The 23,273-nt window shown below is 67.9% G+C and carries 18 protein-coding genes; 11 read left to right on the top strand and 7 right to left on the bottom strand.

The genetic code is table 11. The features are described from left to right. The first annotated feature begins 897 nt into the window (after positions 1 to 897). Positions 898 to 2,313, top strand: coding sequence for a DEAD/DEAH box helicase (locus B9Y82_RS00880; protein WP_100471187.1), 1,416 nt, complete (start codon positions 898 to 900; stop codon positions 2,311 to 2,313). Positions 2,314 to 2,868: 555 nt separating this feature from the next. Here the strand turns inward: B9Y82_RS00880 and B9Y82_RS00875 are convergent. Further along, a complete protein-coding gene (locus B9Y82_RS00875; protein WP_100471186.1) occupies positions 2,869 to 5,463 on the bottom strand; it encodes a M14 family metallopeptidase in 2,595 nt (864 codons plus the stop codon). Between the two features lie 74 nt (positions 5,464 to 5,537). Beyond that, positions 5,538 to 8,177 carry a TonB-dependent receptor gene (locus tag B9Y82_RS00870; protein ID WP_100471185.1) on the bottom strand — a complete coding sequence of 880 codons (2,640 nt, stop codon included), beginning with the start codon at positions 8,175 to 8,177 and terminating at the stop codon, positions 5,538 to 5,540. Positions 8,178 to 8,369: 192 nt separating this feature from the next. Between B9Y82_RS00870 and queD the strand changes: the two genes are divergently transcribed. Both queD and B9Y82_RS00860 read left to right on the top strand, forming a co-directional pair. Further along, a complete protein-coding gene (gene queD, locus B9Y82_RS00865; RefSeq protein ID WP_014035871.1) occupies positions 8,370 to 8,732 on the top strand; it encodes a 6-carboxytetrahydropterin synthase QueD in 363 nt (120 codons plus the stop codon). A gap of 116 nt (positions 8,733 to 8,848) precedes the next feature. Next, a complete protein-coding gene (locus B9Y82_RS00860; protein ID WP_100471184.1) occupies positions 8,849 to 9,196 on the top strand; it encodes a phasin family protein in 348 nt (115 codons plus the stop codon). Between the two features lie 448 nt (positions 9,197 to 9,644). Here the strand turns inward: B9Y82_RS00860 and asnB are convergent, their stop codons facing one another. Beyond that, complete coding sequence (gene asnB / locus B9Y82_RS00855) at positions 9,645 to 11,546, bottom strand: asparagine synthase (glutamine-hydrolyzing) (protein WP_100471183.1); 1,902 nt, start codon at positions 11,544 to 11,546, stop codon at positions 9,645 to 9,647. Positions 11,547 to 11,895: 349 nt separating this feature from the next. On the opposite strand from asnB, the gene B9Y82_RS00850 reads away from it, so the two are divergent. Together B9Y82_RS00850 and B9Y82_RS00845 are read left to right on the top strand one after the other, a co-directional pair. Beyond that, positions 11,896 to 12,585 (top strand): winged helix-turn-helix domain-containing protein, encoded by a 690-nt coding sequence (locus tag B9Y82_RS00850; protein ID WP_010484092.1) that lies wholly within the window; start codon positions 11,896 to 11,898, stop codon positions 12,583 to 12,585. Continuing rightward, a complete protein-coding gene (locus tag B9Y82_RS00845) occupies positions 12,582 to 13,928 on the top strand; it encodes an ATP-binding protein (protein WP_100471182.1) in 1,347 nt (448 codons plus the stop codon). Before B9Y82_RS00850 ends, B9Y82_RS00845 begins: the two co-directional genes overlap by 4 nt. Here the strand turns inward: B9Y82_RS00845 and B9Y82_RS00840 are convergent. Further along, positions 13,925 to 15,394 (bottom strand): sensor histidine kinase, encoded by a 1,470-nt coding sequence (locus B9Y82_RS00840; protein WP_100471181.1) that lies wholly within the window; start codon positions 15,392 to 15,394, stop codon positions 13,925 to 13,927. The two genes, B9Y82_RS00845 and B9Y82_RS00840, sit on opposite strands and share 4 nt — an antisense overlap. Further along, on the bottom strand, positions 15,391 to 16,110 hold the full coding sequence (locus B9Y82_RS00835; RefSeq protein WP_100471180.1) for a response regulator transcription factor: 720 nt from the start codon (positions 16,108 to 16,110) through the stop codon (positions 15,391 to 15,393). The genes B9Y82_RS00840 and B9Y82_RS00835 overlap by 4 nt, the downstream gene beginning before the upstream one ends. A gap of 144 nt (positions 16,111 to 16,254) precedes the next feature. On the opposite strand from B9Y82_RS00835, the gene msrB reads away from it, so the two are divergent. The 4 genes from msrB (at position 16,255) to B9Y82_RS00815 (ending at position 20,940) form a co-directional block, all read left to right on the top strand. Further along, positions 16,255 to 16,827, top strand: coding sequence for a peptide-methionine (R)-S-oxide reductase MsrB (msrB, locus tag B9Y82_RS00830; RefSeq protein WP_100471179.1), 573 nt, complete (start codon positions 16,255 to 16,257; stop codon positions 16,825 to 16,827). Between the two features lie 2 nt (positions 16,828 to 16,829). After that, positions 16,830 to 18,599, top strand: a complete 1,770-nt coding sequence (locus B9Y82_RS00825; RefSeq protein ID WP_100471178.1) for a cytochrome c biogenesis protein DipZ — start codon at positions 16,830 to 16,832, stop codon at positions 18,597 to 18,599. A 14-nt stretch (positions 18,600 to 18,613) separates the two neighbouring features. Continuing rightward, a complete protein-coding gene (gene msrA, locus B9Y82_RS00820) occupies positions 18,614 to 19,351 on the top strand; it encodes a peptide-methionine (S)-S-oxide reductase MsrA (protein ID WP_100471177.1) in 738 nt (245 codons plus the stop codon). A gap of 140 nt (positions 19,352 to 19,491) precedes the next feature. Then, positions 19,492 to 20,940, top strand: coding sequence for a PLP-dependent aminotransferase family protein (locus tag B9Y82_RS00815; RefSeq protein WP_100471176.1), 1,449 nt, complete (start codon positions 19,492 to 19,494; stop codon positions 20,938 to 20,940). 65 nt (positions 20,941 to 21,005) lie between these two features. Here B9Y82_RS00815 and bioD read toward each other — a convergent pair whose 3' ends face one another. Then, on the bottom strand, positions 21,006 to 21,698 hold the full coding sequence (gene bioD, locus B9Y82_RS00810) for a dethiobiotin synthase (RefSeq protein WP_100471175.1): 693 nt from the start codon (positions 21,696 to 21,698) through the stop codon (positions 21,006 to 21,008). Between the two features lie 68 nt (positions 21,699 to 21,766). Here bioD and B9Y82_RS00805 point away from each other — a divergent pair, with 68 nt between their 5' ends. Beyond that, complete coding sequence (locus B9Y82_RS00805) at positions 21,767 to 22,249, top strand: GAF domain-containing protein (RefSeq protein WP_100471174.1); 483 nt, start codon at positions 21,767 to 21,769, stop codon at positions 22,247 to 22,249. After that, complete coding sequence (locus B9Y82_RS00800) at positions 22,246 to 22,608, top strand: TfoX/Sxy family protein (protein ID WP_014035860.1); 363 nt, start codon at positions 22,246 to 22,248, stop codon at positions 22,606 to 22,608. Before B9Y82_RS00805 ends, B9Y82_RS00800 begins: the two co-directional genes overlap by 4 nt. Before the next feature lie 86 nt (positions 22,609 to 22,694). On the opposite strand, the gene B9Y82_RS00795 is transcribed toward B9Y82_RS00800, so the two are convergent. Continuing rightward, positions 22,695 to 23,273 carry a histidine phosphatase family protein gene (locus tag B9Y82_RS00795; RefSeq protein WP_100471173.1) on the bottom strand — a complete coding sequence of 193 codons (579 nt, stop codon included), beginning with the start codon at positions 23,271 to 23,273 and terminating at the stop codon, positions 22,695 to 22,697.

Here is a 23,273-nt window from a genome sequence, read left to right as displayed (position 1 = left end):
GGCAGGGCTGCGCCCTGCACCTGCTCAATGCAACGGCAATGGCAACGGCAACGACAACGTCAAAAACAGCTCTGGCGTTCTGCTGGTTGGGCGGGGCGGTGTGGGTGGGCAGGACACGCCGTAACCCCCCCCTCCGGGGTCCGGCCCAGCCGCTGGCGGCTGCGCGCTCGGGCGCTTGCGAAGCTGTGCTTCACAAGCAAAGCGCCCTCACCCATGGGGGCTCGATGGCGCCATCCATGGCGCCAACGTTCCTGCCCACCCACACCGCCCCACCCGACAGGTTCACGCGGCTGACGGTGGGTGCCGACCGTTGGTCGGCACATCTGTCAGATATCGAAATTCAAAACAGAATCAGAGCTCGTGCCGACCAACGGTCGGCACCCACCAAAGCAGAACACCGTTCCGACAGATCGCGGAAAACTGTCGAAGGCGGGGTGGGTCCGGTGGCAGGGGCGTGAGCCGCATGGATGCGGCGACCGAGCCTACATGGACGTATTTACGGCGCCCCCTGCCACCGGACCCACCCCGCCATCCCTCAGGAAACCAGCTTTTGACGTTGACGTTGACGTTGCTCCGGCCTCTGCGGGTGCAGGGCGCAGCCCTGCAGAGAGCCCCTACCTGAACAGGCCTTTTTGCGTGAAGTCTCAAACATCGTTTAGACTTGCGGGGTCTGCAGCGGCCGTCCGTTTCCCTCCGGGACCGCCGGCGACCAGGGTCCGCCCTCTTCGCCCGCCCCCACTCCGACGCCGTTCGTCACGCATTCCAGCCTGCGCTTCGTGCCGGCTGCACCCAATTCTCGCAGCGCGGTTCACGGGAACGCTCCGAGTCAGCCGATCAGTTTGATCTGCCCCCGCCTGTCCAGTCGGTCAGGCGTTTCTTGTACTTGGAGCAAACTCAATGTCTTTTGAATCGCTGGGCCTGGCGCCCTTCCTGCTGCGCGCGCTTGCCGAACAGGGCTACGAAAACCCGACCCCGATCCAGCAGCAGGCGATCCCGCTCGCGCTGGCCGGTCGCGACCTGCTGGCCGGCGCGCAGACCGGTACCGGCAAGACTGCCGCCTTCGGCCTGCCACTGCTGCAGCACCTGGGCACCGCCTCGCAGGAAGTGCGCAGCGGCCCGCGCAAGCCGCGTGCGCTGATCCTGGCCCCGACCCGCGAGCTGGCCACCCAGGTGCATGACAGCCTGCGTGGCTACAGCAAGTATCTGCGCATCCCCAGCGCCTGCATCTACGGCGGCGTCGGCATGGGCAACCAGCTGGACATCCTGCGCCGTGGTGTGGACCTGCTGGTGGCCTGCCCGGGCCGCCTGATCGACCATCTGGAGCGCCGCAGCGTCGATCTGTCCGGCATCGAACTGCTGGTGCTGGACGAAGCCGACCGCATGCTCGACATGGGCTTCCTGCCGTCGATCAAGCGCATCCTGGCCAAGCTGCCGAAGCAGAACCGCCAGACCCTGCTGTTCTCGGCCACCTTCGAGGACAACATCCGCCAGCTGGCGCTGGAGTTCATGCGCAACCCGGAACAGATCCAGGTGACGCCGAAGAACACCGTGGCCGAGACCATCACCCACCGCGTGCACCCGGTCGATGCCGGCCGCAAGCGCGACCTGCTGCTGCACCTGCTGGCGCAGGACAGCCGCGAGCAGACCCTGGTGTTCGCCCGCACCAAGCACGGCAGCGACAAGCTGGCCACGTTCCTGGAGAAGTCGGGCATCAAGACCGCGGCGATCCACGGCAACAAGAGCCAGGGCCAGCGCCTGCGCGCGCTGGGTGACTTCAAGGCCGGCCGGGTGACCGTGCTGGTGGCCACCGACATCGCCGCGCGCGGCATCGACATCAACGAGCTGCCGAAGGTGATCAACTTCGACCTGCCGATGGTGGCCGAGGACTACGTGCACCGCATCGGCCGCACCGGCCGCAATGGCGCGACCGGCCAGGCGATTTCGCTGGTGGCGCAGGATGAAGTGAAGCTGCTGCGCGCGATCGTGCGCCTGCTGGGCCGCGACATGGACATCCGCGATGTGCCGGGCTTCGAGCTGCAGACGCCGATCCGCTGGGGCAACAGTGCGCCGGGCAAGGCCGAGCACGATACCGGCGAGCGCGCACCACGCAAGAGCCACGCGCGTCGCCCGCACGGCGATGCGCCGCGCCATGCGCATGCCGGCCCGAAGAAGGCCGGTGGTGGCCGTCGCGAGGGCGGTGGCAATGGCCAGCAGCGTGCGGGTGCAGGCGCCGGTCAGGGCCAGCGTCGTGGGGGTGGTGGCAATGGTGGCGGTCGTGGTCGTGGCCAGGGCGGCGGCGGTCGCGCCGGCTGATCACAGCTGACAGCTGTTGTGCTTCCCGCTGCGCGGGAGGCTATCGGGGGACGGCGCTGACGCGCCGTCCTTTTTTTTTGCCGGCTACCGTGGGTGAAAGCACGCGGATGGTTTGGCTTGGGGCGGCGCAGGGCGGAGTGGGGGCAAAACACGCCGTAAACCCATCCATGGGGGCTCGATCGCGCCATCCATGGCGCTCACGGTTTTGCCCCCACTCCGCCCTGCGCCGCTTCAAAGATCGCCAGCGCCTACTTGTCCCGCCGGGTAGCCGGGAGAAGAAGATCAAATTCAAATTCAAATTCAAATTCAAATTCAAATTCAGATTCAAAGGCAAAAGCCGAAGTCGAAATTCCTGGCTTTGCTTTTGCCCTTGCTCCCGCCTTGGGGTTCGATGCGTCCGCGCCCGCAGGAAACTGTCGAGGGGAGGCCGGGCGGGCTGCGCAGGACCGTGAGGCGCATGGATGCGCCGATCGAGCTTACATGGACGTATTTACAGCGTGTCCTGCGCAGCCCGCCCGGCCTCCCCCACACGCATCAATCAAGGCGCGCAAAGCCTCAACCCCGCGCTTTACTCGGATTCACCAGATTCCCGAAGAAGATCGCGTTGATCAGCAACCGATCCGTCCCGTGCCAATACTTGCGATGCGCGGGGTCATCGGCAAACAACACCACGTTGCCCTGCCCCTGGGCCGACACCAGCAGCCATGCGCTGCCCGCCACCCGCGTGCGGTTGCGCGCGGACAGATAGCCATTCACTCGCGGCGGCGTGTCGATGCGCACCACCGTCGAGAACGGATTCGCGCTTGGCTGCAGCGTTACCGTATTTTCCTTGTTGATCGCCAGCTGCCTGCGTGGCACGCCGAACGCCAGCGGATGGCTGGTATCCACGTCGGCACTGAGGATGTTGCCGCTGACCCGCTCGATCGCGGCGATGTCACGCTGGTCACCAAACGCACGACGGCTTTCGTCAGCAGCATCTTCCTCCTTGCCAAGCTTCTCACCGTCGGCCAGCTTCTGTTCGATCGCCCATTTCGAGGCACTGCCGTAGGTCACCAGTGAACCACCGGCCTGTATCCAACGCTTCAGTGCAGCCACCGCCGTGGCATCGATGCCGGTGTAGGTTCCGCCGGACAGCACGATGGTGGTGTAGCGATCCAGCGGCACCTTGCCCAGCTGCTGGGGATCCAGCTTGCTGGCGCGCAACCGCAGCTGCTGGTCCAACAGGAACCACGCCGAACCAATTTCGGTGGCCGCTACGCCCTCGCCCATCACCAGCGCAACGGCCGGCTTGCGCAGTGCCTTGACGCCATCACTTCCGAGATCGATGCCCTCGCTGCTGCGGCCGCTGGACAGCGCATGCACCGGCACGCCGGCAGCGCGCGCGGCGGACGTCACTGCTTCAAGCAGCGCCGCGCCCTGCAGCGACTGCCCGGCAACAGGAATCACCAGGCTGCCGGCAGCGAAGCTGACCTCGCCCTGCGCGGTCGCGGTGGTGAACGGCTGGAATGCCGCGCGTGCATTCACACCCTTGTCCTGCAGCGCGGCCAACGCGCGCCCGGCATTGTAGTCGCGCCAGTCGATCGCGTAGGCGAATCCGGCCTGGCCGCCCAGCACGGCGCCCGGCTCCGCCGGTAGCGCGGTCACGCGTGCGCCGCCGTCGATGCGGCTGCGGCTGCCGGCGAAGGCCACGCCGTAAGCGGGTGCAATGGCATAACTGGTGCTGCCGTAGAACACATCGCCCTTGATCGGCGGCGTCTCGGCAAAGATCGAATGCACCAGGCGGAACTGCGCCTGCTGCACCGGCACCACGTAGGCGCTGCCGGCATCGAAGCGCTGCCCATCGACAGTGACTGCACGATCCAGCGCGCGCACTTCGATGCGATGCAGCAGCAACAGTTCCAGCAGGCGGCGGGTCAGTGCCGGATCATGCGCATCGCCGAATACGAAACTCTTCACCGGCTGCTGTGCGGCCTGCTTCAGCGCGCTCTGGAAGAACTGCTTCTGCAGGTCGAACAGGCCGCTGCGCTCGGTCACCGCGCCACGCACCGTGCCCAGTCCGGTAGCGACCTGGTTGCGGATGGTGAACGGGAAGGTCAGCAGGCCATTCACCGATTCCTGCACGCGGCCGCGCGAGCTGGCCTGCTCGACGGTAACGCCGACGGCGCCATGGAAGTCCGGGTAGGTGGAGCCATAGACCGGCGAGAAGTTGTCGAAGTTTTCGCCGGTGTAGTACAGCGAACCCAGTGCATCCAATGCCTGCGCGTGGTACTTGGCCAGGGTCTTGTTGAACTCATATGACGCCGCCGGAATCAGCGGGCTGTGCATGCTCTTCGGCGACGGCTCGAAGTAGTAGGTGCTGTCCTTGCCCATCTCGTGGAAGTCGATCTGCACGTTCGGGTACCACTGGTGGAACACCTCCACCTTCGGCCGCGAGTCCCGCTGGGTCAGGGCCAGCCAGTCGCGGTTGAGATCGGTGAAGTAGTGGTTGGTGCGGCCCTGCGGGAACGGTTCGACGTGTTCCTTGTCGGCCGGGTCGGCTGAAGCTGGATCGGACGCCCAGGCGTTGTGCCAGTTGGCGGCGCGATCGCGGCCGTCCGGATTCTGCGCCGGGTCGAACAGCACCACCGCCTGCTGCAGCCACTGCTGGGTTTCGGCGCTGCGGTTGGCCACCAGGTAGTAGGCCGTCAGCATCGCCGCTTCGGCACTGGAGGTCTCGTTGCCATGCACGCTGTAGCCCAGCCACACCACCACCGGGCTGTCACCGGCGGCGCTGCGCGGCTGCGCCGGATCGGCCAGGGTCGCGTGCTGCTGGCGGATCTGTTCCAGCCGCGCATGATTGCCTGCAGCGGTGACGGTGGCGATCAACAGCGGGCGACCTTCATAGCTGCGGCCGATCTCGCGCACACTGATCCTGTCCGAGCGTTTCGCCAGTTCCTGGAAGTACGCCACAAGCTGGTCGTGCCGCGTGTAGCGGCTGCCGATCGGGTAGCCGAGGAACTGTTCCGGCGTGGGCACCGCCGCATCGAACGCCGCTGCATCGGCAACCTGCGGGAAGAAGTAGGCACTCTGTGCCTGCGCCGGCTGCGGCAGGGACAGTGCGGTGGCGGCGGCAAGCAGCAACGGAAGAACGGCACGGCAATGCAAGGACACGATGACTCCCCTGGAACGCAACAGCAGACAGTCGCGCGGCCGGTCCCGTCAGGTGACCGGCCGCGGCGGATGGATCAGAAGCGGTAATCGAAGCCCAGCGTGAAGTAGCGGCCACGCAGGTCGTACTGGCTGAAGTCGTACGGCGCGCGGATGCCGGGGAAGGAGGCGTCGTACGGCGGCGTCTTGTCGGCCAGGTTCTGCACCTTGGCATACACGGTCAGCTTGTCGATGCCGGTGTAGGCCAGGTACAGGTCGTACTGGCTGTAGCTGCCGACGCGCTGCTGCACGGCCTTGGCGGCGGAGCTGGCCTCCTGGCGGTAGCTGCTGGTGTAGTACCAGGTCAGCGCTGCGTTGAAGTCGCCGTACTTCCAGTCCAGCGTGGTGGTGGCCTTGTCCTTGGGCAGGGTCGCGCCGAGGTTGCTGCCGGCGTAGTCGACCAGCGGGCCGCCGACCACGGTCGGGCGACGGTAGTCGCGCACGTGGGTGTAGGCCGAGGACACGGTGAAGTCACCCAGTGCAGCGGTCGGGATGCGCTGGCGCAACTCGACGTCGATGCCCGAAGTCTTCAGCTCGCTCAGGTTCTGGTAGCGGTTGTAGACCGCCTGCAGCTTGCCGCGCTCATCGCGCTGCACCGCGCCGGCCACGTTGTCGTTGACCAGGGTCTGGGTGTTGTTGGTGCCGACCAGGTTGTCCAGCTGGATGCGGTAGTAGTCCACGCTCAGGTTGGTGTTGGCCCACGGCGACAGCACCACGCCGAAGTTGACGCTCCTGGTGCGCTCCGGCTTCAGTGCGTTGTTGCCGACGGTGAAGAAGGTCGGGTTCTGGCGCGAGCCCGGCACGTCCGGATCACGCGGATCGACCACGCTGCCGTAGGCGATGCTGGTGCTGTTGGAGTTCTCCGACAGCGACGGTGCACGGAAGCCCTTCGACGCCGAGGCACGCACCAGCAGGAAGTCGAGCGGCTGCCAGCGCAGCCCGATCTTTGGCGAGAACGCATCGCCAAAGTCATCGTAGTGATCGGCGCGCGCGGCGGCGGACAGCTCCAGCGTCGAAGCCAGCGGCACGTTCACTTCGGCGTAGGCGGCACTGACCTGGCGCTGGCCATGCACTTCGGCGATGGCCGGGCGCACCTGCAGGCCGGCATCGATCTGCCACGGGTTGTTGGAATCGAGCTTCTCGCGGCGCCACTCGGCACCGGCAGCGAAGCCGATCTCGCCAGCCCAGGTATGGCCCAGGCTGCCGGAAATCTTCGCGTCGACACCCTGCAGCTTGGACTCGGCCGGGCGCAGCGTGGCGATGTTGATTGAATCACGTACCGACTGCGGCGTGGCCGCCGGATTCAGCAGGTTGTAGCTGCCGGTGGCCAGCGCATCGGCCAGTGCCCAGCGGTTGGCGAAGCCGCCGGACACACTCTCGCGCTCGCTGCTGCGTGCGCCGAATGCGGCCACTTCCCAGTCCCAATTGGCGGTGGTGCCGCGCAGGCCGAACACGCCGCGATAGGCGGTGGAGCGGTTGGTCTTGATCGTGCCGCCGAGGTCGAAGAAGGTGTATTCAATCGGGATCGCGCGGCCGTACGGGTTGTACGGGTTGTTGGCCGGCAGCAGCGATGACACCGGCTCTGCCAGGCCGCTGTTCGCGTTCAGTGCGAAACGTCCGCTCTCCAGGGTGAAGAACGGGCTGCTGCCGAACCACGCGGCGCTCTTGATCTGGCTGTACAGCACTTCGCCGAACGCTTCGACATTGTCGTTCAGGCGGAAGGTGCCGTTGGCATAGGCCTGGTAGCGCTTGGTGGAGGGGATCAGCGTGGTGAACGGCGCCTGGTTGAAGCCGCAGGTGTCGCCGGCCAGGCCGTCGATCGGTGCGCTGGCAACGCGGGAGGTGCCAGCGGGGCAGTTGCCGTTGGCATCGAGCATCGGCACCGACACGCCGTTGACCAGGTAGCGCGCGCCCTTGGCCGACCAGCCGTTCCAGCGGCCGCCAGGCTTGTCGGTGTAGATGCCGCTCCTGGTCAGGTTGCGTTCGTCCTGGTCCAGGCGTTCGCGGTTGTAGCCCTGCAGGCTGAAGAGGATGTTGTAGCCATCGGTATCGAGATCACCAAGGCCACCGACGAACTTCAGGTTCTGCTCGTGCAGGCCGCCCTGGTCGGCACCGCCGAAGCTGCCGCCGATCTCGGCGCCTTCGAAGTTCTGCCGGGTGATGATGTTGACCACGCCGGCCACGGCGTCGGAGCCGTACACCGCCGAGGCACCGTCCTTGAGTACTTCGATGCGCTCGACCGCGACCAGCGGCAGCGCGTTGAGATCGACGAAGGTATCGGACAGGCCGCCGGCGGGGAAGCCGTAGTTGGCCAAACGGCGGCCGTTGAGCAGCACCAGCGTGTTTTTCTGCGACAGGCCACGCAGGCCGATGCCGGCCGAGCCGGAGGCCCAGCCGTTGTTGGTGGTTTCGTTGCTGGCGTTGCCGGTGTTGGCCGAGATCGAACGCAGCACGTCGGCCACGGTGGCCTTGCCGGTCTGTTCCAGCTGCTGGCGGCCGATCACCTGCACCGGGTTGGAGGCCTCGGTATCGGTGCGCTTGATGTTGGAACCGGTGACACGCACGGCGGCCAGGGTGCTGGCTTCGCCACGGGCGTCGGCGGAGGTTTCGGCGGCGGCGGACAAAGGCGCGGCCAGAGCGACGGCCAGGGCCGCCACGAGCAGGGTGTGCTTGGGCATGACGATGTAGGGGAGGTGGTAAGGACGACGAAGTTCCGCAGTAGTCCATGCCTGGCCGGGGTCCGGCCAATAACATCTCTTCATACGGATATAAGAGAAACTATCATCTCTTCATCCGGATGAAAAGACGTTCTTCACGAAAGACCAACCTCCGCTCAGGCTGCCCGGCGGCCTGCGGCGTACAATCGCGGCATGGAAATCTTCAAAGTCTTCATGCTCGAGGCGGCGCACCGCCTCCCCAACGTGCCGCCCGGGCACAAGTGCGCGCGCCTGCACGGCCACTCGTTCCGGGTGGAACTGAAGGTCGAGGGCGAACCCGGCGCGCAGACCGGCTGGATCATGGACTTCGGTGACGTGAAGGCGGCCTTCCAGCCGATCTACGACCGTCTGGACCATCACTATCTCAATGACATCCCCGGCCTGGAGAACCCGACCAGCGAGAACCTGGCGGTGTGGATCTGGAACGAACTCAAGCCGAGCCTGCCGGCGCTGAGCGAGATTACCGTGCACGAAACCTGCACGTCGGGGTGCCGCTACCGCGGCCCGGCGACCTGATTAACCCATTGATCTGAAAGGTTTTCCAAAGGCGTCTTGGGCGCCTTTTTTATTTTTGTTGCAATGCCGCATCAAGGGCGTATGCTGCATTGCATCAAGTCACTCCCTGATGCCCCATGGCCGCCGCCTTCAGCGATCGCTTCAGTGATGCCACCCGCCAGCTCGCCGCCGCGGCAACGCGCGCGAACCGGTTGGCGTTGGAGAACGCGGAAAGCATGTTCGGCGTGCAGCTGAAGGTGATGGAGCGCAACCTGACCGCGACCGGCGGCTGGCTGGGTGAACTGGCCCGCGGCGACGATGCGGCCGGGACACTCTCCAAGGGGGCGCAGCTATGGCAGGACAACCTGCAGCGGCTGGGCCAGGCCCAGCAGGACGTGGTCGGACTTGGCCTGCAGGCCAGCAAGGCCTGGTCCGAACTGGTGCAGGGCTACAACGAATCAACGGCGGACGCGAACAACCACTGACGCGACGCAACGCTCATTGCGTGGGTCCCTCCCCCCACGCAATCCGGACCCGGCAGATCCCTCCCTCTGCCGGGTCTTTTTTTGCCTGGCGTTCGGATTACGGAGCGCGTCTTCGTCCGGATTCGCTGCGAACTGATGGGCCTCGCCGGGGTGAGCAGGGGCCTGGGCAAATGTCCCCCGGCGCCGGCCGTTGGCCGTCACCTCCTCCTTTACTTTGCCCAGGCCCCTGCTCACCCCGACGAGGCTCGGCGTGCGGTGAGTAGAGCGCAGCGCGCGCGGGCGCCTTTCAAGGACGCGCCGACGAGCTCCGAACGCAGGGCGGATGCCCTTGCGTACGAAGTAAAGGGGGAGGTGACGGCCAACGGCCGGCGCCGGAGGACATTCGTACGCAAGGGCATCTGCCCTGCGCCGCGCAGAATGAAACCGCCGCACGCGATGCAGGAACGACTCAGCGCCCGCGGCTACCGTGCCAATGCTGGTGCCACGCCTGGAACATCAGCACGTTCCACAGGTGCGTGTGCCACTTGCGCTCACCGCGCAGGAACGCTTCCCAGATACCGCGCACCCGCGCCGCGTCGAAGCAACCCTGGTTGCGTAGCAACTGCGGGTCCAGCAGCGCCTCCGCCCAATCGCGCAACGGACCTGCCAACCAGCGCGCCATCGGCGGACCGAAGCCGCGCTTGGGGCGATACACCAGCGGATCCGGCAGGTAGCGCGCCAGCAGGTGCTTGAGGATCCGCTTGTGCTCGCCATCGTGGTACTTCAGGTGCTGCGGCAGGCGCCAGGCCAGGCGCACCACCTCCATGTCCAGCAGCGGCGCACGGGTTTCAACGCCCGCCGCCATGCCCGCGCGATCAACCTTGGCCAGGATGCCCTCGGCCAGGTCCATGCGGAAATCCAGCAGCTGGATGCGCGCCTCGGCCGGCAGCGCCGTGTCCTGCTGCTGGAAGATCGTCACCGGCTCACGCGCGCCCAGCACCACCTGCGCCGGCTGCCGCCAGCGGGTCACGCGCTGCAGGTAGTGGCCTTCCACATCGTTGGCGGCAACCTCGGCCACCAATGCGCGCCAACCACCGAGGCGGCCACGCTCCACGTTCATGCGATTGCCACTGCGCCGCGCCAGCCCGCGTACCCAGTCCGGCAGGCCGCCGCACAGGCGCGCATTGCGCAGTGCGCGGCCGTAGCTGGGGTGGCCGAAGAACAGTTCATCGCCGCCATCACCCGTCAGCGCCACCGGCTTGCGCGCGCCCAGCAGTTCGCTGGCCAGCAGGGTCGGCAGCTGCGAGGCGTCAGCGAAGGGCTCGCACCAGACCTGTGGCAGGCGCTGCAACAGGTCCAGGCCCTGCCGCGCGTCCATGCGGTGCAGGTGGTGTTGCACACCCAGGTGGCGCGCGACCTGCGACGCCCAGTCGCTCTCGTCATGCCCTGGATCGTCGAAGCCGACGGTCCACGCTTCGATCGGCAGCGTGGATTGGGCCTGCATCATCGCCGTCACCAGCGAAGAGTCGGTGCCGCCAGACAGGAACGCGCCGCAGGCCAGTGGCGAGTGCATGCGTGAAGCAATGGCCTTCTGCAGTACCGCTTCGAGCTGGTCGGTGGCCTGTTCCAGGCTGGGCGCCGGCTGCAGCGGCTCCTGCAGTGCGCTCTGCATCGCATCGCGTGCACACCAGTAGCGCGTTCCCCCCTGCGCGGCCTGGCTGGCGCAACCCGCGGCATGGTCACTGAGATCGATGCGCAGCACCCCGCCCGCCACCAGCTTGTGGATGCCACGGTAGATGGTGTGCGGCGCCGGCACATAGTCGTGGCGCAGCAGCAGGCTCAGGGCGTCCTGGTCGATGCTCGGCGCGAAGCCGGCGAAGGCCTGCAGCGCCTTCAACTCGGAGGCGAACAGGAACTGGCCCTGGTGCCAGCCGTAATACAGCGGCCGCTCGCCCACCGGATCACGGGCCAGCCACAGCACGCGCGACTCGCGGTCCCAGATACTGAAACCGAAAGCGCCCTCGATACGCGACAGCGCCCGCTGCACGCCCCATTCAACGATCGCCTGCAGCAGCAGCCGCGCATCGCTGCAGCTGCGCGGCAGATCGCGCAGCTGCGCCTGCAGGTCGCCGCGGTTGTACAGGCGGCCGTCCAGGCACAGTACGTAGCGACCGCAGTCCGAGCTCAGCGGCTGCAACGGCGTATCGGTCGGCGCCCGGCAGTGGCCCAGCGCGAGGCCGGCCTCGGCATCGGTCCAGTAGCCGATGCGGCCACGCCCCCGCTGCTGCAGGGCGCGCAGCATCGGGGCCAGCTGCTGCAGCAGCTGCTCGTCCTCGGCCGGCGGCAACCAGGCCCCGACCACGCCGCTCATCGGGAGCCTCCGCACTGACAGCGGTGGGACGGGTTCGGCAGGCAGGGGGCGGCGGGCGACATGAGGACGGCACGCGGAGCGGAGGAGACTCCATGCTCGGCCCCGGGCCGCGCGGCGTCAGTCGCTTTGCTGTCAGCGATCGTCACCAGACGTATCACGAAGGTAACGTTTTGTAACAGCCTCAGGCTATGCTGGACGCCAAGTTGTTGCCGGGACTGAGACCCGGCCCGCGCGCCAGCAACCCCGGCTGAATGGCGCCCGCCCCCGGGACCCGGGCGGCCCGAAGGCTGGGATAGCATCGCCGCGCTCGTGCCGTGGCGGTACGTTTGCGCCCACGGAGGCCTTGGAAATGCTGGATATCGTACTGGTCGAAGACGATGCCCGCCTGGGAACGATGGTCAGCGACTACCTGCAACGGCATGGCTACCAGGTGGCCCACGAGCGCAGCGGCGAGCGCGCAGTGGCCCGGATCCTGGCCGAGAAGCCGGCCCTGGTGCTGCTCGATGTCGGCCTGCCCGACCAGGATGGTTTCGAAGTGTGTCGGCAGATCCGGCCCCACTATGACGGCATCATCTGCGTGCTGACCGCCCGCACCGACAACATCGACCAGGTGCTGGGCCTGGAACTGGGGGCCGACGATTACATCGGCAAACCCATCGAACCGCGGGTGCTGCTGGCCCGGCTGCGTGCCCACCTGCGCCGCCACCGCCGGGTCGAGCCGCGTGACGGCAGCCTGCGCTTCGGCGAGTTGAACATCGACCCGTCCACCCGCAACGTGCACCTGCAGGGCGGCCTGCTGGAGCTGACCACGGCCGAGTTCGACCTGCTGTTCCTGCTGGCCAGCAATGCCGGCCAGATCCTGGACCGCGACGCGCTGCTGCGCGGCCTGCGTGGAATCGCCTTCGACGGCCTGGACCGTTCGATCGATGCCCGCATCTCGCGCCTGCGCCGCAAGCTGGGGGACAACCCCGAGCAGCCGGAACGGATCAAGACCGTCCGTGGCCGCGGCTACCTGTTCAGCCGGTCGGCATGGGGATGAAGCGCACGCCTTCGGCGATGCGCGGCCACGCCTTCCACTTCCTGCGCTACGGCATCGGCTTCCTGGTCGCCCACCTGTTGTTGATCGTGCTGGGCCTGTGGGCCTGGGATGCCCTGCTGGAAGACCGCACTGAAGCCGGCCTGCAGGCCGAGATGCGCGGTACCCACGCGCTGCTGCAGCATCGTTTCGCCGAAACCCCGCGCGAGCAGTGGCCGGCGCTGGCGCGCGAACTCGACGCCGATTTCGCCTACGCGCTGCGCATGGTGCCGCTGGCCGAGGCCATGAAGGAGCTGCCGGCCAGCCAGCGCCCGCCGTTCAACAACGGCCGCGTGCAGATCGACCTGGAGCACATGCGCAGCCTGCAGCGGATCGGCCACAGCGACTACGCGGTGATGCTGGGACCGTTGGACGAGGCGCTGCCGGAAGAAGGCTGGCAGGACAGCGAAGTATCCGGCGTGGCGATCCTGCTGCTGATCCTGATGGTGGCGGTGGCACTGCCGATGTACGTGATGGTCTACAGGCTGTGGCGGGATGTTTCGCAGTTGGCCCAGGCGGCGCGGCAGATGCGCGACGGCCAGCTGGATACCCGCGCGCCACGCGCCGGTACCGCGCTGGTGCGGCCATTGGCCAACGCCTTCAACCACATGGCCGAGCAGCTGCAGCAGCTGCTGGAAAGCCAGCGCGTGCTGGCCCAGGCGGTGGCGCACGAGGTGCGCACGCCGTTGGCACGGATGCGATTCGGCCTGGCCGATCTGGAAGACACCGCGCTCGACGATGTACAGCGCGATGCGCTGGGCGGGCTGCGCACCGATGTCGATCGGCTGCAACACCTCACTGATGCCGGCGTCGAGTACGCCGCACTGGGCCGCTGCCATCAACTGACCCGCCAGCGCCTGCAGCTGGCGGCGCTGGTACGCGGCGTGGTGGCCCAGTTCGCACCGTTGCCGATGCCGGTGCAGCAGGCGTTGTCACCCGTGGGCCTGGTCAACGTCAACCGACACATGCTGGAACTGGCGCTGCGCAACCTGCTCGGCAATGCGCTGCGTTACGCGCGTCGGCAGATCCGCATCGCCAGCACGGTCAACGACGGCTGGCTGTGCGTGCAGGTGGAGGACGACGGCCCCGGCATCGCACCGGAACTGCGCGGCCAGGTACTGCAACCCTATGTGCGGCTGGACCCTGGCAGCCCCGGCTTCGGCCTCGGCCTGGCACTGGTGCAGGTGGTGGCCGACAAGCACGGCGGCCACGTCGAGGTGACCGATTCGGAACTGGGTGGCGCCTGCATCCGCCTGCACCTGCCGCTGGAAACCGGCGGTGTCGTGGAGGGCGAGGCGACCTGCTAGACCGACGGTTCCGCGCGCGGCAGGGCAAACACGAACAGCGCGCCTCGCTCGCTGTCGCGCAGTTCGATACGGCGGCCATGCAACTGCACGATGCGCTGCACGATCAACAGGCCCAATCCGCCGTTGTCGCCACGCCGCGCACCCAGCGCGGCCGGTGCCTGGAACAGCTGGGTACGCAGCGCCGGTGCCACCCCGGGGCCATCATCGGCGACGCTGACCTCCACGCTGTCTGGGGTCGCGCGCAGGCGCACTTCGATCTGGCCACCCTCGGGTGCATGCCGCAACGCGTTGTCGAGCAGGTTGGTCAGCACCCGTTCGACCAGGCCCAGGTCGGCACGGACCAGGGGCAGGCCGGGCGGGAACGCCGCGTGCAACTGCTGGCCACGTGCCTGCGCCGCCAGCTCGAATTTCTGCAGCACGTCCTGCAGCAGCTCCGGCAGCGCGAACACCTCCCACTCCAGACGTACTTCGCCGTGCTCCAGCCGCGCCAGCTCGAACAGCGCGCGCGCCAGCCGGCCGACCTTGGCACTCTGCGCCAGCGCAATGCCGAGATAACGCCGGCGCTCATCCGGCGAAAGCGTGGCGTCCTTCAATGCCAGCGTTTCCAGATAGCCGTGCAGCGACGACAACGGCGTGCGCAGGTCATGCGAGATGTTGGCGACCAGTTCGCGGCGCTGCAGGTCCTGCTGGCGCAGCTGCTGCCACTGCTCACCCAGCCGCTGCGCCATCTGCGCGTGCGCGTGTTCAAGGATCACAAGCTCGTCGCGCTCACCGGGGCGCAGCGGCTCCGGCGGCGGCAACGGCGTGGGCGCATCGATGTCGAAGGCCTGGATGCGCCGGGTCAGCCGCCGCAACGGGCGCGTCACCCAATAGAACGCCACCAGTCCGGCGAACAGGCCGAGGCCGCCGACCAGCACCACCGACCACAGCGTGGTGTTCCACTGGCTGCCGGCGGCAAGATCGTCGGCGAGCATCTGCCGGTGCTCGCCGACCAGCACCACGTACACATAACCGGCCTGGCGGCCCTGCACGATCAACGGCGCGGCGCTGAACACCTTGCGGCCATCGGCGCTGCGCGGGTCATCGCCGAGGATCGGCAACGGCGCGCCGGCCAGCAGGCGACGCAACGGCGTCACGTCCACCCGGTTGCGCACCAGGTGCCCACTGGGTGCATCGTGGCCGAGGATGCGGCCCTGGTCGTCCAGCAGGTAGACCTCGACGCTGGGGTTGACCGCCATCAACTGGCCGAACAGCGCACGCACCGCGGCATCGCGCATGCCACTGGTGTCCATCAGTTCACTGCGCTGGGCGATGTGCTCGGCCAGGCCCAGCGACAGGCGCTGTACCACCTCCTGTTCGTGGCGGGTGTTGGCACGCATCTGCAATGCCAGCAGCGCCATGCAGCACATCAGCATCAGCGCGGCGATCACCACCGCCAGCTTCTGCCACAGGTTCGGCTTGATCATGCCGCCGCCCCGGCCGGATCGACCAGCTTGTAGCCGCGGCCCCACACCGTCAGCAGGCGCCGTGGGTTGGCCGGGTCGGGTTCGATCTTGCTGCGCAGGCGGTTGATGTGGGTGTTGACCGTATGCTCGTAGCCATCGTGCTGGTAGCCCCAGACCTGGTTGAGCAGCTCCATGCGCGCGAACACCTGGTCTGGATGACGGGCAAAGAACAGCAGCAGGTCGAACTCGCGCGGGGTCAGCTCCAGCGCGTTGCCATCCACCGAGGCAGTGCGTGCCACAGGGTCCAGCTTCAGCCCACCCAGCTCGATCGCGCCGGCATCGATGCGTGCGCTCTGCGCCATCGCTTCGGCGCGGCGCAGCAGGGCGCGCACCCGTGCCACCAGTTCCGGTATCGAGAAGGGTTTTGCCAGGTAGTCGTCCGCGCCCAGTTCCAGGCCGACGATGCGCTGCGTTTCGCTCCCGCGCGCGCTGATGATGATGATCGGTACATAACGTGCCATCGCGCGTGCACGCTGGCACACCTGCAACCCATCGACGCCGGGCAGCATCACGTCCAGCACCAGCGCATCCCACGGACCTTCCTGCTCGAGCAGGCGCAGGCCGGCATCGCCGCTGGCGGCATGGGCGACGTCGTAGCCCTCGTCGCCCAGATGCATGCGCAGCAGGTCGGCGATGTGGGCATCGTCTTCAACGATCAGCACGCGTTTGGTGGACATCGGCAGCTCGGGGCCAGTGGGGAGGCTGGCTGCATTGTGGCGCGGGACGGCCGCCGATACCTCACGAAAAATTGAATCCTGCGTGAGGATTCGTTGACCCGGGCCGGCGCAGCATGGCCCCGTCGCCCCTTCCCGGAGTCCGCCATGTCCCTCTCCCGCCGCCATCTGCTGGGCCTGGGCGGTGTTGCCACCGCCGCCGGACTGCTCGGCCTGGGGGCCTGCAGCCGCGCCGCCCCGGCCGCCGCCGAAGCGCGTCCGTCGCGACAGTTCGAGGTCATGCACAGTGATGCCGACTGGCGCCAGCGCCTGACTCCGGCGCAGTACGCGGTGTTGCGCCAGCAGGCCACCGAACGGCCGTGGAGCAGCCCGCTCAACAAGGAACACCGGCAAGGCACCTTCGCCTGCGCCGGCTGTGCACTGCCACTGTTCTCCTCGTCCACCAAGTTCGAGAGCGGCACCGGCTGGCCCAGCTTCTGGGCGCCACTGCACAACGCCATCGGCGAAGACCGTGACGTCACCTTCGGGATGCTGCGGGTGGAGGCGCATTGCCGCCGCTGCGGCGGCCATCTCGGCCATGTGTTCAACGACGGCCCGCGCCCGACCGGGCTGCGCTACTGCATGAACGGTGCGGCGATGGTGTTCGTTCCCGGTGCCACTGATGGCACTGCCGACGGCTGGCGGGTACCGGTCGGTTCTTCCACTGCTTCCGGAGCCTGACGATGCTGCTGTTGCTGCTTGCCTACCTCGGGGGCGCGCTGACCCTGCTCAGCCCCTGCATCCTGCCGGTGCTGCCGTTCGTGTTCGCGCGTGCCGATCGCCCGTTCCTGCGCAGCACGCTGCCGCTGCTGCTGGGCATGGCGCTCACCTTCACCGTGGTCGCCAGCCTCGCCGCGGTGGGTAGCCAATGGGTGGCGCAGGCCAACCAGGTCGGACGCTGGATCGCCCTGCTGCTGATGGCGCTGTTCGCGGTCGCTCTGTTGTGGCCACGACTGGCCGACCACCTGCTGGCGCCGTTCCAGCGCGTGGGTGCCCGCCTGAGCGCGCGCGCCGATGCGGCGGATGCTGCCGGGCATGGCGGCGCGTGGACCTCGCTGCTGATCGGCATCGCCACGGGCCTGCTGTGGGCACCCTGCGCCGGGCCGATCCTCGGCCTGGTGCTGACCGGCGCCGCCCTGCATGGCGCCAGCGTCGGCACCACTGCGCTGCTGCTGGCCTATGCGCTGGGCGCGATCACCGCACTGGCGCTGGCGGTGTGGATCGGCGGCCGGGTGTTCCGCGCCATGCAGGCGCGGCTCGGCCTCGGCGACGTCCTGCGCAAGGTGCTGGGTGTGGCCGCGCTGCTGGCGGTGGTGGCGATCGGCCTGGGCTGGGATACCGGCCTGCTGACCCGTCTTTCGACGGTCAGCACCACGCGCATCGAGCAACGCCTGCTGGACGCAGTACCCGGCGCGCAGCCGGCGGCACCGCCGATGATGATGATGGCCGGCGCCAATGCCGGTGCCGATGCACCACTACCGGTGGAGGGCACCCTGCCCGCGCTGGACGGTGCCACTGGCTGGCTCAACAGCCCGCCGCTGAGTGCAGGGCAGCTGCGCGGCAAGGTGGTGCTGGTCGATTTCTGGACCTATTCCTGCATCAACTGCCTGCGCGCGATGCCGTTCGTGCACGAATGGGAGCGACGCTACCGCGACCACGGCCTGGTGGTGGTCGGCGTGCACACGCCGGAGTTCGCCTTCGAGCGTGACCCACGCAACGTGATGAAGGCGGTGCAGCAGCTGAAGGTCGAGTACCCGGTGGCGCTCGACAACCAGTACACGATCTGGCGCGCCTTCAACAACCGTTACTGGCCGGCGCAGTACTTCGTCGACGCACAGGGCAACATCCGCGGCCACCAGTTCGGCGAGGGCAACTATGCGCGCTCGGAACAGATGATCCGTCGCCTGCTGACTGAAGCCGGGCAGACGAATCTGCCGCCACCGGCCGATCCCGCTGCCGCCGAACTGAAGGGCGTGGCCGTGCAGGCCGACATGGGCAACCTGCGCTCGCCGGAAACCTACCTGGGCCACGCCCGCGCCGAGCAGTTCGCCTCGCCCGGTGGGCAGCGCAGCGACACCGCGTTCGACTACACGCTGCCGACCACCCTGGCGTTGAACCAATGGGGACTGTCCGGGCGCTGGACCGTCACCGACGAAGCCGCGCAGCTGCAGCAGGCCGGTGGCCGCATCGCCTTCCAGTTCCATGCGCGCGACCTGCACCTGGTGCTGGCACCGAGCGAGGACGGCAGGCCGGTGCGCTTCCGCGTCTGGCTGGATGGCCAGCCGCTGCCGGCCGCCGATGCCGGCAGTGATGCCGGTGCCGATGGCAGCGGCGTGATCGATGAGCACCGCCTGTACCAGCTGGTGCGCCAGCGCGGCACGGTCGGCCCGCATCGCTTCGAGATCGAATTCCTCGATGCGGGCGTGCAGGCCTACGCCTTCACCTTCGGCTGAACCGGGAGGACACGATGAAACTTTCCTTTGAACAGGGCATCGCCGCCGGTGTCGCCGGACTGGTGGCTGCCGCATTGATCACCGGCGTGCTGCTGGTCGACCACAGCGCAGTGGCGGCACCGGTCGAGGCCAGCGCGCAGGTCAAGGCACTGCCTGCGCCCAGCGGCGACGCCGCGTTCCGCGATGAGGCCACCCATGCCAGCGTGGTGTTCGCCGGCGGCTGCTTCTGGGGCGTGCAGGGGGTGTTCCAGCACGTCAAGGGCGTGAGCAATGCGGTGTCCGGCTATATCGGTGGCAGTGCTGCCAATGCGCGCTATGAGCGCGTCAGCGGGGGCCAGACCGGTCATGCCGAAGCAGTGAAGATCGACTACGACCCGCGCCAGGTCAGCTATGGGCAGCTGATGCAGGTGTTCTTCTCGGTGGTGCATGACCCGACCCAACTCAATCGACAGGGACCGGATCAAGGCAGCCAGTACCGCTCGGCGATCTTCAGTGACGACGCGCGCCAGCAGGCTGCCAGCCGCGCCTACATCGCCCAGCTTGGCCAGGCCGGCAGCTACCGCGCGCCGATCGTCACCCAGCTGGTCAGCGGCCAGCGCTTCTATCCGGCCGAGAGCTACCACCAGAACTACATGAGCAACTACCCGCAGGCGGCCTACATCCGCTACTACGACGCACCGAAGCTGGCCGCGCTGGGCAAGCAGTTCCCGGCGCTGTACCGCCGCGAAGCGGTGCTGGTACCGATGCGGTAGCGGTTCTGCACAAAAAAAGACGCACGGCCATCCAGCCGTGCGCTTGGGAAGTATCGGCCGTGCCCCGATCAGGCCCGGCCGACAACGACATGCTAGGCTCGCCATCATCATGGGTACAGCACCAGATGGCGGGAACTTCGATGGATACAGATGACCAGAGCGCGATGATCCCACCCCGCTACCAGCGGCTGTCCGACGAACTGGCCGAGGCCATCCACGGCGGGCGCCTTCCGGTCGGCAGCCGCCTGCCTTCGCTGCGGCAGATGGCCCTGCAGCGCAGGCTCAGCCTGAACACGGTGATTGCCGCCTATCGCCAGCTGGAAGACGCCGGCCTGGTCATTCCGCGGCCCAAGGCCGGCTTCGAGGTCGCGCCGCGGCTGTCGGTACCGGAGCGTTCGCTGCGGGATACCCCGTCCGCACCCACCGCACCACTGCAGCAGGTGCTGATGGCCCGCGTGCTGGAAGCACAGCGGCGCCCCGGTGTGGTCGACCTGGCCTTTGCCGGTCCGCGCGGGCGCCAGTTCTATCCGGGCGCGCAGCTGGCCCGGCATACCGCGCAGGTGCTGCGCCACGGCCTGCAGACGGTGGAGACCTACGCGCGCCCGAACGGCTCGCCGCGGCTGCTGGCGCAGATCGTGCGCCGCGGGCCACGCATGGGCCTGCACACCCACAGCGAGCGCCTGCTGCTGACCCACGGTGCGATGGAGGCCCTGCAGCTGGCGCTGCGCGCGGTCACCCAGCCCGGTGATGCGGTGGGCATCGAGGCGCCGTCCTACTTCAACCTGTACCCGTTGCTGGCCAACCTCGGCCTGCAGGCCATCGAGCTGCCCACCCATCCGCAGCACGGCCTGGATGTGGATGCGCTGGATGCGCTGCTGGAGCACACCCCGCTGGCCGCGCTGGTGGTGATGCCCACCGTGCACAACCCGCTGGGCTGCACCATGCCGACACCCGCCAAGCAACGCCTGGCCGAGCTGGTCAACGCACGGCAACTGCCGCTGATCGAGGATGCGGTGTACGCCGAGCTGCAGTTCTGCGAACCGCCGGCGCCCTTGCTGAAGGCCTTTGATCGCGATGGCTGGGTGATGGTGGTCGGTGGTTTCTCCAAGACACTGGCACCGGATTACCGCATCGGCTGGCTGGACGGCGGCCGCTTCGCCGAACGCATCGCACTGCTCAAATTCCAGTCCACCGGCGGCGAGCCGCAGTTGCTCGGCGACGCGGTGGCCGCGTATCTGGAAGCGGGCAGCTACGAGCACCACCTGCACCGCATGCGCCGGCTGTATCGCGAACAAGTGGGACGGCTGCGCCAGCTGGTGGCCGAACACTTCCCGGCCGGCACCCGCGCCACCGAACCGCAGGGCGGGTTCCTGCTGTGGCTGGAACTGCCGGGCGTGGATACGCGCGAGCTGTTCGAGCGTGCATTGCAGGAGGACATCGTGTTCATGCCCGGCCAGGTCTATTCACGGGGTGCGCGTTATCGCCACTGCCTGCGGCTGTCGTGCTGCCAGACGCTGGACGCGCGCTTCATCGGTGCGGTGGAGCGGCTGGGTGCGATCGCGCGGGAGCTGGCGCTGATTGATCGGTAGCGCCGGGCCATGCCCGGCGGGCTTTCTGGTCGCCGCGCTGCGCGCTCGCGGGGCATGGCCCGGCGCTACCCCGGGTCCCCGCGCAGATTGGCACTCAGCGCCTCACCACTCGCACCCGGCAGATGCGGCAGCCGTCCCCAGCACGGCATCGGCAAGCGTTGCTGCAGGGTCCTGATGTTCTCGTCCTGGCGCTGCATCGCCGGGTCGATGTGGTTGCCGATCCAGCCCAGGCACTCCACGCCGCTGGCCTGCAGCGACTGCGCAGTCAGCCGCGCGTGGTTGACGCAGCCCAGCCGCATGCCCACCACCAGCAGCACCGGCAGCCGCAGTGCACGTACCAGGTCCAGCTGGTCCAGCGTGGCCGAGACCGGCGCCAGCCAACCGCCAACGCCCTCCACCACCACGACATCGGCCTGCGCGCGCAGTCGCGCGAACGCGGCCACGATCGGCGCCAGCTCCACCTGCACGCCATCCTCGGCAGCGGCCAGTTCCGGTGCCAGCGGCTGCCGCAGCGCATACGGGTTCAAGTCGGCGTAGTCCGGCACCGGCCAGCTGGCTGCCTGCAGGGCCAGCGCGTCTTCGTTGCGCAGGCCCTGCCCCAGGTCTTCGCTGCCGCTGGCCACCGGCTTCATGCCCACCGCGCGCAGGCCGCGCCGGCGCAGTGCATGCAGCAGCGCGGTGCTGGCTGCAGTCTTGCCGATCTCGGTATCGGTGCCGGTAACGAACAGGGCGGGCGGCAGCGTGGCGGGCAGCGGCATCGATGGGCTCCAACGGGACGACAGGGCGTGCATTATCGCCGGCCCGGCGTGCTTGCTAGACTGCGGGCATGTTCGCCAATGCCTCGCTTACCGGCAGCAAGCCGGAACAATACGCCCAGCTGCTGGAACAGGCCCGTGGCCTGGTCTACGCCGAGTCCGACCGCATCGCCAACGCGGCCAACCTCTCCGCACTGGTCTACCACGCCCTGCCCGAGCTGAACTGGGTGGGCTTCTACCTGTACGACGGCAAGGAGCTGGTGGTCGGCCCGTTCCAGGGCCTGCCGGCCTGCGTGCGCATCCCGCTGGACAAGGGCGTGTGCGGTGCCGCCGCCAGCCAGCGCGTGACCCAGCGCGTGGACGACGTCGATGCCTTCCCCGGCCACATCGCCTGCGATTCGGCCTCGCGCTCGGAACTGGTGGTGCCGCTGCTGCGTGGTGATGAACTGATCGGCGTATTCGACATCGACAGCCCGAAGGTCGGCCGCTTCGATGCCGATGACCAGGCCGGCCTGGAAGCCATCGCCCGCGTGTTCGTCGAGGCGCTGGGATGAGCGCGCCAAAGCTGCGCAACATCGGCCCCAAAAGTGCAGCCTGGCTGCGCCAGGTCGGCCTGCGCAGCCGCGAGGACCTGGTTGCGATCGGTGCGGTCGGCGCCTTCGTCAAGGTCAAGCGCGCGGGCTTCAAGCCCAGCCTGAACCTGTTGTACTCGCTGGAAGGCGCGCTGCTGGACTGCCATTGGCAGGAACTGAGCGAGCCGCAGCGTGAGGCGCTGGTGCAGGACTATGAAGCGCGCATCGCCGCGCACCCGCTGAAGGCGGCCGGCCCGGCGTCGGGTCCGGTGCACGAGCAGCGCTTCGACGCCGACGATGACGCGGAAGACAGCGTGGCCGAGCACGCCGACGAGGACTGACGGGTAGTGCCGGCCGCTGGCCGGCAACTGCACGATCTTTGCAGCGTTCCTGAGGAAGCCGGCCAGCGGCCGGCACTACCGTCGGGTCAGGGCTGCTGCAGTTCCAGCAGCTCGCCCACCAGCCCGACCTCACCGCGTTCCAGCCACACCCGCAGGCGGGTGCCGTGATCGATGCGCAGTGCCCAGCACAGTGACATCGGCAGGCCGCAGACCTGTGACAGCACCATGCGCAGTGGACCACCATGGCTGACCACCAGCGTCGGCACCGGATCGTCAACATCAAGCAGGCGATCCAGCGCGCGCGCGATGCGCCGCTCGAAGTGCCCCCAGCTTTCACCGTTCGGTGGCGGGAATGCATGCGGATCGGCATGGAAGGCCGCCAGCGCGTCCTCCGGCAGGTCGAATAGCGACTGCCCGTCCCAATCGCCGAAATCCAGCTCTTCCCATTCCTCGTCCGCTTCCACGTCCAGCCCGCGCGGGGTGGCCAGGGCCATCGCCGTGTGCAGCGAGCGCAGCCGCGGCGAACTGATCACCCGCTCCCAGGGCTGCGCAGCGTAGGCGTCGACCAGTTCCTGCGGCAGGCGGGCCAGCTGCGGTGGATCGCTGCGGCCATCGAGGAACTCATCGCGACCGTTGGCGGCATGGCGGACCAGGTCGAGGATCAT

The sequence above is a fragment of the Stenotrophomonas maltophilia genome (assembly GCF_002799155.1).
Classification (GTDB): domain Bacteria; phylum Pseudomonadota; class Gammaproteobacteria; order Xanthomonadales; family Xanthomonadaceae; genus Stenotrophomonas; species Stenotrophomonas maltophilia_R.
Note: the sequence above shows the minus strand (reverse complement) of the source record. Positions and strands in the feature narration are given on the sequence as shown.

What these genes read in the sequence shown, in the direction of transcription:
- B9Y82_RS00870 (WP_100471185.1), bottom strand. Translation starts at nt 8,177, where the DNA reads ATGCCCAAGCACACCCTGCTCGTGGCGGCCCTGGCCGTCGCTCTGGCC.
- B9Y82_RS00805 (WP_100471174.1), top strand. Translation starts at nt 21,767, where the DNA reads ATGTTCGCCAATGCCTCGCTTACCGGCAGCAAGCCGGAACAATACGCC.
- B9Y82_RS00845 (WP_100471182.1), top strand. Translation starts at nt 12,582, where the DNA reads ATGAAGCGCACGCCTTCGGCGATGCGCGGCCACGCCTTCCACTTCCTG.
- B9Y82_RS00835 (WP_100471180.1), bottom strand. Translation starts at nt 16,110, where the DNA reads ATGTCCACCAAACGCGTGCTGATCGTTGAAGACGATGCCCACATCGCC.
- B9Y82_RS00795 (WP_100471173.1), bottom strand. Translation starts at nt 23,273, where the DNA reads ATGATCCTCGACCTGGTCCGCCATGCCGCCAACGGTCGCGATGAGTTC.
- B9Y82_RS00840 (WP_100471181.1), bottom strand. Translation starts at nt 15,394, where the DNA reads ATGATCAAGCCGAACCTGTGGCAGAAGCTGGCGGTGGTGATCGCCGCG.
- B9Y82_RS00825 (WP_100471178.1), top strand. Translation starts at nt 16,830, where the DNA reads ATGCTGCTGTTGCTGCTTGCCTACCTCGGGGGCGCGCTGACCCTGCTC.
- msrB (WP_100471179.1), top strand. Translation starts at nt 16,255, where the DNA reads ATGTCCCTCTCCCGCCGCCATCTGCTGGGCCTGGGCGGTGTTGCCACC.
- B9Y82_RS00815 (WP_100471176.1), top strand. Translation starts at nt 19,492, where the DNA reads ATGGATACAGATGACCAGAGCGCGATGATCCCACCCCGCTACCAGCGG.
- queD (WP_014035871.1), top strand. Translation starts at nt 8,370, where the DNA reads ATGGAAATCTTCAAAGTCTTCATGCTCGAGGCGGCGCACCGCCTCCCC.
- bioD (WP_100471175.1), bottom strand. Translation starts at nt 21,698, where the DNA reads ATGCCGCTGCCCGCCACGCTGCCGCCCGCCCTGTTCGTTACCGGCACC.
- B9Y82_RS00880 (WP_100471187.1), top strand. Translation starts at nt 898, where the DNA reads ATGTCTTTTGAATCGCTGGGCCTGGCGCCCTTCCTGCTGCGCGCGCTT.
- msrA (WP_100471177.1), top strand. Translation starts at nt 18,614, where the DNA reads ATGAAACTTTCCTTTGAACAGGGCATCGCCGCCGGTGTCGCCGGACTG.
- B9Y82_RS00850 (WP_010484092.1), top strand. Translation starts at nt 11,896, where the DNA reads ATGCTGGATATCGTACTGGTCGAAGACGATGCCCGCCTGGGAACGATG.
- B9Y82_RS00860 (WP_100471184.1), top strand. Translation starts at nt 8,849, where the DNA reads ATGGCCGCCGCCTTCAGCGATCGCTTCAGTGATGCCACCCGCCAGCTC.
- B9Y82_RS00800 (WP_014035860.1), top strand. Translation starts at nt 22,246, where the DNA reads ATGAGCGCGCCAAAGCTGCGCAACATCGGCCCCAAAAGTGCAGCCTGG.
- asnB (WP_100471183.1), bottom strand. Translation starts at nt 11,546, where the DNA reads ATGAGCGGCGTGGTCGGGGCCTGGTTGCCGCCGGCCGAGGACGAGCAG.